General features: G+C 60.8%; 1 protein-coding gene. It reads left to right on the top strand.

The window, feature by feature from the left end:
- Entirely contained in the window at window positions 1-12,435 is a 12,435-nt protein-coding gene (cdiA, locus tag ACMWJS_RS15325; protein ID WP_414747267.1) for a contact-dependent inhibition toxin CdiA, read from the top strand.
- Window positions 12,436-12,780: the final 345 nt, after the last annotated feature.

Genomic DNA, 12,780 nt, shown 5'->3' with positions numbered 1-12,780 from the left:
ATGGATACCCGTCACCCACCCGTTCGTTTCTCGCAGCGTCTGATCAGCTGGATTGTCTGCGGCTTAATGGTCTGGCAGCCGATGGCTCCTGCCGTCGCGGCGGCGCTGACGCCGACCGGGCAGACTTCGGTCGATCGGGCGGGGAACGGGGTGCCGGTCGTCAACATCGCCACGCCCAACGGGGCGGGTATCTCGCATAACCAGTTCGGTGAGTATAACGTCGGCAAAGAGGGGCTTATCCTCAATAACGGCACGGACCGTTTAACCCAGACTCAGCTGGGCGGGCTTATCCAGAACAACCCCAACCTGCAGGCCGGGCGGGAAGCGAAAGGCATTATCAACGAAGTCACGGGCGCCAGCCGCTCGCAGTTACAGGGCTACACGGAAGTTGCCGGTAAAGCAGCAAACGTCATGGTGGCCAACCCGTACGGCATTACCTGTAACGGGTGCGGATTTATCAACACCCCGAACGTCACCCTGACCACGGGGAAACCGCAGTTCGACGCCAGCGGTAACCTGCAGGCGCTGGAGGTGACGAAAGGCGCCATCACGGTTGAAGGCCAGGGGCTGGATGCCAGCAAGAGCGACGCGCTGTCGATCATTGCGCGCGCGACGGAAGTGAACGCCGCGATACATGCGAACGACCTGACGGTAACGGCAGGGGCGAACCGCGTGGGCGCAGACGGCAGCGTCAAACCGATTGCCGGTGAGGGCGTCGCGCCCGTGGTGGCCGTGGATACCGGCGCGCTCGGCGGGATGTATGCCAACCGTATTCGCCTGGTCTCCAGCGAGACGGGCGTGGGGGTGAACCTCGGCAACCTCACCGCGCGCCAGGGCGATATTCAGCTGGACGCGGGCGGGAAACTGACGGTCACGAACAGCCTGGCCAGCGGCTCGATTACCGCGAATGGCGCGGGAGTGGTCCTCAACGGCAGCCATCAGGCCGGGGGCGCGCTGAATGTGGCCAGCTCGCAGGATGTGGAACTCAATAACAGCACGCTCGCCAGCCAGGGCGATATGCGCCTTTCCGCTGCGGGGAAAGTGCAGACGACGGGCGGCGGGACAAACAGCGCGGGCGCGCTGTCGGTGAGCAGCGGGCAGGGGATGACGCTCAGCAATACCTCCCTGGTCTCCCGCGGTGCGGCGACGCTGGACAGTAAAGATACCCTGACCGTAAACGGCGGCGGCGTGTCGGCACAAGGCGGGGCGCTAACCGTCACGAGCAAACAGGGTACAGCGCTTGCGGATGCGACGCTGACGGGTCAGGCCGACACCACGCTGTCCACCGACGGCAGCCTGACGCAGCGCGGCGGCAGCGTCACCAGCAAAGGCGTGCTCAGCGTGGCGGCCGGGAAAGATATCACGCTGACGAATACCCGCAGCGGTAGCGATACCCGCGCGACCCTCAGCAGCGGCGGCACGCTGTCATCCACGGCCAGTGCGGTCTCGGCAGGAGAGAATCTGGCCCTGAGCGGCGGACAGCTGGTGATGGACGGCCAGAGCCGGGCCGATGCTACGGGCGATGTCCGCCTGACGGGCAGCGCCGTCAGTAATCAGGGGCAGGTGAATGCGGGGCGCAACATTGCCCTCTCCGGCAACAGGGTGTCCAACAGCGGCCAGCTGGCAGCGAAAGGCCACCTTGACGTGAATGCAGGAGAGCTGACAAACGGCGGCACGGTGCAGGGTAACGACGTCACCCTGAAGGGGCAGACGGTCACTAACAGCGGTACCCTGCAGAGCGCCGGCAACCTGGCGCTAAGCGCCGGTACCCTGGAACAGCGGGGCACGCTGAGCGCGAAGGGCAATGCAAACGTCACGGCGCAGCAGACCCTGCGTAACAGCGGCAGCTTGCTGGCTGACGGGGCGATGAGCGTGACGGCAGACGCGCTTGAACAGAATGGCATCCTGTCCGGCGCGACGGCGCTGACGGCGCAGACCGGCACCCTGACCAGCGGTCAGGCGTCCCGTACCACCAGTCAGGGTAATATTCAGATTACCGCGACCCGCAGCGCCAGCCTGAACGGGCAGACGGACGCGGCGGGGGCATTAACCGTCAGTACCGGCGACCTGACCACCGGCCAGGATGCGCATCTGCAGAGCGGGCAGGGGCTCACTCTGCAGGCGCAGAATGCCGCACTGAACGGCACGCAGGCGGCGAAGGGTGCTCTGTCGGTGACGGCGGGCACGATTGCGCACGCCGGGAAATCCACCGGTAACGCGCTGAGTTTTAACGCGACCGGCGACCTGACCAGCGGCGGAGAGCTTACCGCCAGCGCCATCGCGCTCAGCGGACAGAATATCCTCCAGTCCGGCGTCGCAAAAGCGGATCGCATGACCCTGACGGCTCCTGATCGCATCACCAACAGCGGTACGCTGGTTGCCGGTACGCTGGCGCTGGACGCTGCCTCGGTGGAGAACAGCGGACTGCTGCAGGGGACCACCCTGCTCGGCCTGAAGACCGGGTCACTCACAAACCTCGCGGGCGGATCGGTCTACAGCACGCAGGATTTAACGCTGAACGTTCCGGTGCTGTCTAACAGCGGGCTTATCACCACTGACGGCACGCTGCACCTCCGGGGCGACACGCTGACAAACCAGGGTGAAATCAACGGCGTCAGCCTGAGCAGCGACTACCTCAGCCTGACCAACACCGATACCGGACGCCTGCTGGCGGACGGCCGGCTCACCCTGAACGGCACTGCGTTTGCGAACGCGGGCAATATTGCGGCCAGCGACCTGCACATCACGGCGAACAGCCTGCAAAACCAGGGCACCGTCGAGGGGGACTCGGCGCTGACGCTCGGCGTGGCAGACCTCACTAACCGTGGCGCGCTGCGCAGCAGCGGAACACTGACGCTCGGCGGTGAAACGCTGGCCAACAGCGGCGAGCTCAGCGCCACCGCGCTGCTGCTGAACCTGACCCGACAGGCCAGCAACGATGCCGACGGGCGGGTAATTGCCCGGGACGGCCTGACGCTGACTACCGCCAGCCTGACGAACAGCGGGCTGATGGCCGGTACCGACGCGCAGTTTAACAGCGCGTCGGTGACCAACGGCGGCACGCTGCAGGGGACACACTCCCTGACGGCTACGGGGGCACAGCTCACTAACCAGCAGGCGGGTATGCTGCTCTCCGGCGGCGCGCTCGCCCTGCACCACACCACCCTGAACAACGCCGGGCTGCTGCAGGGCAACACCCTGAACCTGGCCACCGGTGAGTGGATGAACACCGGTAACGCGCTGGGGGAAACGGGCGTGACGGCGGCGGTGACCGGCACGCTGACCAACAGCGGTAAGGTGCTCAGCCAGCAGGCGCTGGACGTCCAGGCCGACAGGACCGATAACCGTGGCCAGCTGCTGGCGAAAGTGCTGACCCTGCGGGGCGACCTGCAGAACAGCGGCCTGCTTCAGGGCAGCAGCACGCTGGCCTGGTCCGGGAACACCTTCACGAACCAGCCTCAGGGCCAGGTGACGGGCGGCGAGAGCCTGACGCTGAGCGGACAAACCCTCAGCAACGCGGGCAGCCTTCAGGGGCGCAGCGCGACGCTTGACGCCGGGAGCCTGAATAACCAGGGCAGCGTTCAGACGCTGGACGCCCTGACGCTTTCCGCGACCGGCAGGCTGGATAACACGGGTGCCCTGCTCAGCCAGAATCTGTTCACGCTGACGGCGGCGCAGCTGTTCAACGACGGCCAACTGGCCGGGAAAGCCCTCACTGTGAAGGCTGCGCAGTTGAACAACACCGGGATTCTTCAGGGCAACGACACGCTGGTGCTGACCACCCGCGCGCTGAGCAACGGCGCCACCGGGCAGCTGGTGAGCGGCAGTCCTCTGAACGTATCCCTCGACACGCTCGATAACGCCGGCCTGCTGCTGGTGAAGGGCGGGTTTACCCTGCGGGGCAGCGACCTGACGAACCGGGGCGATATTCAGGCGCAGAGCCTGGATTTGGGTCTGAGCAATGCCCTGACCAACACGGGGAACATCGTTGCCACCGACGATGCCGCGCTTAACGCGACGACACTGACCAGCAGCGGCACGGTGGCGGGCAAAACGCTGACAGCAGGCGGTATTGAGCTGCGCAACAGCGGTCTGATGCAGGGCAGCAACGCGGTTAACGCCACCGCCGACCGCTTTATCAACGAGCTGAACGGTAAATGGCTCTCCGGCGGCGGCTTCACGCTGACGGGCGGACAGCTGACCAACGCCGGTACGCTGCAGGGCGCCACGCTGGGCATGACCGGCACCACCCTCACCAACAGCGGCACGGTGAACGGGCAGACGGGACTCAGCGGCACGCTCAGCGGGGCGTTAACGAATACCGGGCTGCTGCAGAGCGGCGGCACGACCGCCTTCACCGCGGACACCCTGGCGAACCCGGGGCGCATCACGGGCGGTACGCTGTCCCTCACTGCCCGCGATATGAACAACGGCGGGCTGATGCAGGGAACGAACGGCCTGGCGCTCACCGGGACCACGCTGACCACGGGCGCGACCTCGCGCACCCTCTCCGGCGGCATGTTGACGCTGGATGCAGGCCAGTTGACCACGCAGGGCACGCTGCAGGGGAACGACGCGGACATCAGCGCCAGCGACTGGACGCACGGCGGGTCTCTGCTCAGCCAGGGAACGCTGACGGCCACGACCGGCGGCACGCTGACCTCAACCGGCTCGCTGATGAGCCAGGGCCGGGCGGATATCACCGCACAGACGCTGGATAACCGCGGGCAGCTCCTCAGCGAGGGCGATGTGACGCTCGGCGGCAGCACGCTTAAAAACAGCGGTACCGTGCAGGGGAACACCCTCGCGCTGCATCAGAACAGCATTAACAACCAGGGCACCTTAACCGGTCTGCAGAGCCTGACCGTTCAGGGGCAGCAGCGGCTGATGGCGCGCATGGCGATGGCCGCGCCTCAGCAGGAGCTGATCAACGGCGCAGGCGGTAAGCTTCTCACCCAGGGTACTCTGACGATTGCGTCCGGCGCGGTGACCAACGCCGGCAGCTGGCAGGCACAGAACATCCTGCTTAACGCCCGGTCGCTCACCAACAGCGGCGCGGTGCAGAGCGCCGACGCGCTGCAGATGACGCTGGCCGATACGCTCACAGGAACCGCAGGTAGCAGGATCACCGCGCTGGGTGCGGCGACGCTGCAGGCCGCGACGCTGGCGAACCAGGGGCAGTGGGCGGCGAAAAACCTGACGCTGACAGGTGGAACGCTCAGCAACAGCGGCGCCATCAGCGGCGTGAATGGCCTGACCCTCAGCCAGACCGGCGCGGTCAGCCAGCAGTCTGGCGGCACCCTGCTGTCCGGCGGGGCGCTGAACATTACGGCGGCCTCCGTCACCAGCGACGGCAAAGTGCAGGGGGGCACGCTCGGCATCACCACCGGGGCGCTCACCAACAACGGACGTCTGCAGGGCGATAACGGCGCGACGCTGGCCCTCAGCGGGACGCTGACCAACAACAGCGGAGGCGAAATCGTCAGCCGCGATGCGCTGACGCTGACCACGCCCGCGCTGTTTAACTACGGCCTGATCCAGGGCGGCGGCGAGACGCGCGTGACCGCCTCCTCGCAGGCGCGTAACGACGGCAGGCTGCTTTCCGGCGCGCGCCTGACGCTCGGCACGCCGCAGTTCACGGGCACTGGCTGGCTGCAGGCCACCGACCTGATCCTGAATGCGGCAAACGCTACCAACGGCGGCACGTGGGTGGCCGATCGCGCCACCCTGACCGGCACCAATTTCGCCAGCCAGGGCACCACCCAGGCGGGACAGCTGACGGTTAACTACAGCCAGCTGAACAACAGCGGCACGCTGCTCGGCAACACGCAGCTGAATATTGGCGCGGACCAGGTAACCCAGAGCGCGGGCGGCAAGCTGCTGAGCGGCGGCAACCTGTGGCTGCAAAGCCGGGGGCTGGACCTTACCGGCCAGCTGGTGTCCCTGGGGGACTTAACGCTGCAGCTGACGAACGCGTTTACCAGCAGAACCGCTGTGGCGGCAGGCAGAACCCTCACCATCAACAGCGGCGGCGACATCGATAACCGCAGCGTGCTGCAGGGGCAGGCGGTCAACCTGAATGCGGGCGGGCAGCTCAGCAACAACGGACAAATCACCACTGGCGGCGGCGCGAGCACGCTCTCCGGCAGCAGCGTGGCGCTGAACGGCGCGGGCTCGGTGCAGGGCGGAGGTGACATCACCGTGGCCAGCCGGAGCAATATTACCGTGGACGGCTTCACCGGCACGCGCGGCTCGCTGACCCTGAGCGCGCCGGGCGCTATCGTCAACACCGCGCTGCTGTACGCGGCGAATAACCTGGCGCTGTTTGCCGACAGCATCACCAACCAGCGCGGCGACATCATGGCGGGGAACAACCTGTGGATGCAGCGAGATGCGGCGGGAAATGCGAACAGCCAGGTGGTGAACACGTCGGGGAATATTGAGACGCAGGGTGGCGATATTATTATCAATACAGGTAATTTCTCTAACCGTTATGTGTCGTTGCAAGCCATCGGAGGAGAGGTGGTTCAGGCTGAAATGCCATCATGGGTAAAAGGGTTGCAAGGGGTTATTTCTCTGGATGATATGGGACCGAATGAAGTGGGTTATCATTATTCACTCGGTTCACCGCATGGCGATGGGTTTGATCGGGATGTTGTATGGAACGTTAGTGTTTATGAGCGGGCCAGATTTAAAAAAGTTCTCCTTTCTCAAAGCGATGTCGCTGTTACAGTCGAAGGAAGTCAACCAAGGATATCAGCCGGGAAGAATTTCAATATTTCAGCCGGGCAATTGACAAATCAGGCCGGTATTCTTCTTGCCGGTAATGATTTTTCACTCAGTGGCAACACACTGAACAACGAATCGTGGCAATCAGGTAGCAAACAGAATTATCTTGTTTTTGAAACCACGGATCCGGTTTCAGCGAATGATTCTGAGCAGAATAAGAAACCACGACATACCAATTCAATGTCAGAGTACGCGACATTACAGGAGATTCACTATAAATCAACGGGAGAAATACAAACCGAGCAAACAGCCGGTCAACTTTACCGCGCCGTCATCCAGGCGGGCGGTAACGTCACCGCAAACTTCACCAGTAACATCAGCAACACTAATACCACCGCTAATGCAGGTGGCGTCAGCAACGTTATCTCCACACCGTCGCTGAACACCCTCAGCAACCAGAGCGTCGGCAGCGGCGTACAAAAACAGGGGCTGAGCAATACCGGCACCGTGGCGGTGAACTCGCCGCAGTGGAACGATCAGCTCCAGGGTGCGCTGCAGCAGCTTAACGGCGGCGGCGCGCTGGATAACGGCGGCGCGTCCGGCACGCCTCTTAGCAACATTGGCACCAGGCAGAAAGGCAACGCGAACCTCGGCCAGCTGGGCGCACTGGCGAATGCCGGGGTCACCACGGCCGATCTCAGAACCGCCCAGGGCGGCGCCGTCGGGCATTATCAGGGCCAGCGCGTCGATACCAGCGCTTACCCGCTTCCGTCGGGCAACAACGGCTATTTTGTCTTCTCCGACAACCCGAAAAGCCCGTACCTGATCAGCATCAACCCGAAACTGAACGGTCTCGGACAGCTTGATCCCGCCCTGTTTGCCGACCTGAACGCAATGCTCGGGGTCAAACCGTCGTCCACGGCACCGCAGGAGACGCGGCTGGCGTTTACCGACGAGAAGCAGTTCCTCGGCTCGTCTTACATGCTAGGCCGTCTCAACCTGAACCCGGACTACGATTACCGCTTCCTCGGTGATGCGGCGTTTGATACCCGTTATGTCTCCAACGTGGTGCTCAACCAGACCGGTAACCGCTACCTGAATGGCATCGGCTCCGATCTGGATCAGATGCGCTATCTGATGGACAACGCGGCGGCGGCGCAGCAGTCGCTGGGCCTGCAGTTTGGCGTCTCGCTGACCGCCGATCAGATTGCCGCGCTCGACCACAGCTTGCTGTGGTGGGAGAAAGCCACCGTCAACGGTGAAACCGTGATGGTGCCGAAACTCTACCTGTCGCCGAAGGACGTCACCGTCAATAACGGCAGCGTAATCGCGGGCAACAACGTCACCCTGAAGGGCGGCGACATCACCAACAGCGGCAGCTCGCTGCTGGCGAAAAACAGCCTGACGCTCGACAGTCAGAACAGCATCAGCAACCTCAACAACGGCCTGATGAAAGCGGGCGGCGACCTGAACCTGAGCGCTATCGGCGATATCAATAACATTAGCTCCACCATCAGCGGCAAAACGGTCGCGCTGGAGAGCCTGGACGGCAGCATCAACAACCTGACCCAGGTTGAGCAGATTGATATCAACGCCGGAGGGAAGTACGGCAAGATCGGCCTGAAAGACACCCTGCTGGGCAACACGGCGTCTATTACCGCGCAGGATGGCCTGTCGCTTGAGGCGGGGAAAAACATCACCGTTACCGGGGCGAACCTGGCCTCCGGCGGCGATATGCTGCTGAACGCGTGGGGCGATATTGCCGTCAACGCGAATCAGGTCAACGACGCATTCAGCTCCAGCCGGGCGAAAACCAGCCGTTCGTCCGTCACGTATCAGGGCAGTAACGTCACCGCGGGCGGCAACCTGCTGGTGAACGCCGGGCACAACCTTGACGTGACCGCCAGCGACCTGAAGGCGGGCGGCAGCGCGGGGCTGAGCGCAGGCAACGATCTCAATCTGAACGCGGCACAGACCAGCGAAAGCAGCCGTAAAGGGAAAAGCGAGTCCCACAGCACCGGGCTCGACCGCACCACGATTTCCGCAGGCGATAACCTGGTGCTGAAGGCCGGGCAGGATATCAACGCTCAGGCCGCCGCGCTGGCAGCGGAGAAAAGCGTCGGGCTGCAGGCGGGTCGCGACGTGAATCTGGCGGCGGAAGAGACCACACAGGGCGATAGCTATAAGTCAGGCAAGAAAACCGTCATCAACGAATCGGTACGCCAGCAGGGAACCGAGATCGCCAGCGGGGCGAATACCCAGATCCTCGCCGGGCGCGATGTCACCACCGAAGCCGCGCAGGTGACGGCGAAGGGCGATATCGGCGTGGCGGCGGGCCGCGACGCCACTCTCAATACCGCAACCGAAAGCGATTATCACTACAAAGAGCAGACCAAAACCAAAAAAGGGTTCCTGAGCAAGAAAACCACCCACACCATCGAGGAGAACAGCGCGACGCGTGAATCCGGCTCATTGCTGAGCGGCGATAACGTGCAGGTGGTGGCGGGCAATAACCTGCTGGTGAACGGATCCGCCGTGGCGGGCGATGGTGACGTGAAGCTTAAGGCGGGCAACAACGTCGATATCGTGGCAGCGACGAACAGCGATACCTCCTGGCGCTTTAAGGAAGAGAAAAAATCCGGCCTGATGGGCTCGGGCGGGATTGGTTTCACCATCGGCAGCAGCAAAAGTACCCAGGATCTCCGTGAGAAGGGTACCACCCAGAGCCAGAGTTTCAGTACGGTGGGCTCGACGGGGGGTAACGTCGCGATTTCTGCCGGAAACCAGGCCCACATCGGCGGGGCGGATCTTATCGCCGGGAAGGATTTAAGCCTCAGTGGCGACAGCGTCATCATCGAACCGGGGCACGACAAGCGCACCCGGGATGAAACCTTCGAGCAGAAGAAAAGCGGGCTCACCGTGGCGCTCTCCGGCACCGTCGGTAGCGCTATTAACAATGCCGTGAGCGCGGCACAGGAGACCAAAGAGCAAAGTGATGGCCGCCTGAAAGCCCTTCAGGCCACCAAAACGGTGCTGTCCGGCGTGCAGGCCGGGCAGGCAGTGGATATGGCGGCAACCACCGGCGACCCGAACGCAATGGGTGTGAGCCTCTCGCTGACGACCCAGAAGTCGAAATCACAGCAGCATGCTGAGAGTGATGCCGTGGCAGGCAGCACGCTGAACGCAGGCAGCAATCTCTCCATCACCGCGAACGGCAAAAACAAAGGTACAAATAGCGGCGACATCGTGATTGCGGGCAGCCAGCTGAAAGCCGGGGGCGATACCACGCTGGATGCACAGAACGACATTCTGCTGTCCGGCGCGGCGAATACCCAAAAAACCAGCGGCAAGAACAGCAGCAGCGGTGGCGGCATTGGCGTGAGCATCGGTGCCGGCGGCAACGGTGCGGGTATCAGCGTGTTTGCCAACGTTAACGCCGCGCACGGCAAGGATAAAGGCAACGGTACAGACTGGACCGAAACCACAATCGACAGCGGCAAAAACGTCACCCTAAAAAGCGGGCACGACACCGTGCTTGCTGGCGCTCAGGTTAACGGCAATAAAATCATGGCAGATGTTGGTCACGACCTGCTGATGCGCAGCCAGCAGAACAACAGCGACTACGACAGCAAGCAGACCAGCGTTGCAGCGGGTGGCAGCTTCACCTTCGGCACTATGTCCGGTTCAGGCTATATCAACGCCAGCCAGGACAAGATGAAGAGCCGCTTTGATTCGGTGGCCGAACAAACCGGGCTGTATGCCGGGGACGGCGGCTTCGACATCACCGTGGGGCATCACACCCAGCTTGATGGCGCGGTTATCGCATCTACCGCCACGCCGGACAAAAACAGCCTCGATACCGGGACGCTGGGTTTCAGCGATATCCACAACGAAGCGGACTTTAAAACCTCGCACTCCGGTATCAGCCTGAGCGGCGGCGGCAGCTTCGGGGATAAATTCCAGGGCAACCTGCCGGGAGGCATGATCTCCGCTGCGGGTAATAAAGGCCATAAGGAAGGCACCACGCAGGCCGCCTTAGCAGAAGGCTCCCTCACCATCCGCGACAAGGCAAACCAGAAGCAGGACGTAGCCGATCTGAGTCGCGACACCGAACATGCCAACGACAGCATCAGCCCGATCTTCGACAAGGAGAAAGAGCAGAATCGCCTGAACGCAGTTGGGATGATCAGCGAAATTGGCAGCCAGGTAGCGGATATTGCCAGGACGCAGGGTGACCTGAACGGGCTGAAGGCGGCCCAGAAAGAAACCGGCGCAACACTCCCCGCAAACGCGACAGAGAAACAGCGCCAGGATTATCTGGCGAAACTGCGAGATACCCAGGCATACAAAGAAGTGATGGTGACGTACGGAACCGGCAGCGCCATGCAGCGCGGCATCCAGGCGGCTACAGCAGCACTGCAGGGACTGGCGGGCGGCAATATCGGAGGGGCGCTGGCGGGCGCATCGGTACCGGAGCTGGCGAATATCATCGGCCATCATGCAGGCATTGATGACGATACGGCGGCAAAAGCGATTGCCCATGCCATCCTCGGCGGCGTAACCGCAGCCCTTCAGGGCAACAGTGCCGCAGCGGGTGCTGTGGGGGCCGCATCCGGCGAACTGATTGCGACAGCGATTGCCAAACAGTTTTATCCGGACACAGACCCGTCGAAGTTAACGGAAAAACAGAAGCAAACCGTGAGTACGTTGGCCTCTATTTCAGCGGGAATAGCTGGTGGGATTGCCGGGGGAAATACGGCTGGTGCTGCGGTTGGGGCCAGTGCAGGGAAGAATAGTGTTGAGAATAACTTTTTGAGCTGGAATGAGGCACAGGCTTTCGATAAAGAAATGACTGCCTGTCGTAAATCCGGAGGGGAGTGTGGCGGCATTCAGAATAAATATGCAGTAATTAGTGCTAATAATAGACTAAAATTGCATATTGATGTAGCAGCGGACCCTCTGACGGCTCTGTCCGGTGAAGATAAGTGGAATATTGAAGGTGGACTCAGTGCGGCGAGTCGACCTGGCTGGCTGTATGGTTCGTTGGAAAACCAGGATGTTAAGAATTATGTTATTGAAGGCAATAGCTATGACTTGGCTTATCTGAACAGCAATACTTCTGATGGTGTCCGCGCACTGGCGTTTTTTGGTGAGCCTGAAAATTTCTGGGGCTCGGTTGCCGGAGCAGGTTCGCTGTTAACATCATCAGCAACATGGGCTGAAAAATTAGTCAGTGCCGGTCTGAGCTATGGCGCTAACGGGGCAGTGCAGATTGCAACGGGCAATACGGGAGATAAGTTTGATTACCTGAGTTTTGCTCTATCGGGATTGACCGGAGCAGGAACGGCAGGTAAGGGGTATTACGCTAACCAGTTGCTTGGCGCGGGCAGTGCATACATGAGCAGCCAGATTGAAGGTCAGGACAGCACGTCTTCAGTGATCGGGAGTATGGCAGGTACAGGTGTTGGTTATGGTATAGGTGCCGCAGTCACCAATAAACTTGAATCCCAGTACATAAAAAATCAGTTGGGTATGGATGCTAGCAAGTATTCACTGCAGTATTCGGAAAAATATGTCGGGTATGGTATATATCAGGGCGGCCAAATGAGCTCTCTTCCCGGTATTTTAGGGGGGAGTCTTGGTGCGTTTTCATCGGAAGGATTTAGTTCTATTACTCAAGATAAAGTAAAAGGAAGTGAGAAATGAAACGCCTCCTGGTTTTGTTTTTTGTTTGGGTGTTTTTTATGATGTTCATATGCTCATTTATTTTAATTTTTGGGATTTGGATGCTGTCATCTGATTTATTTACAACAGATTATGTTGTAAAATATATAAAAATTGGTTTCATTGGTGGGGTTTTGATTGGTTGTGGTAGTTGGCCATTGTTATACAAAGAAATTCGCCACTATAATCACTTAAAATTCCGAAAATAATGCGTGTGTTGTTGTCGAAATTAAGTATCGTAGTGAAATGATGTATATGGATAATGATCATTTTAGGAAATGATTTGGACTGGTTTTTATCCAGTAAAGATGGTTTTAGCTCACGAAA

The sequence above is a fragment of the Enterobacter sp. HK-058-C-ECC genome (assembly GCF_047531125.1).
In the GTDB taxonomy this organism is placed as follows: Bacteria; Pseudomonadota; Gammaproteobacteria; order Enterobacterales; family Enterobacteriaceae; genus Enterobacter; species Enterobacter quasiroggenkampii.
This window is presented reverse-complemented; position numbering and strand designations above follow the sequence as displayed.

Bases quoted from the DNA above. Each gene is read 5' to 3' on its own strand.
- cdiA (WP_414747267.1), top strand. From the start codon at position 1: ATGGATACCCGTCACCCACCCGTTCGTTTCTCGCAGCGTCTGATCAGC.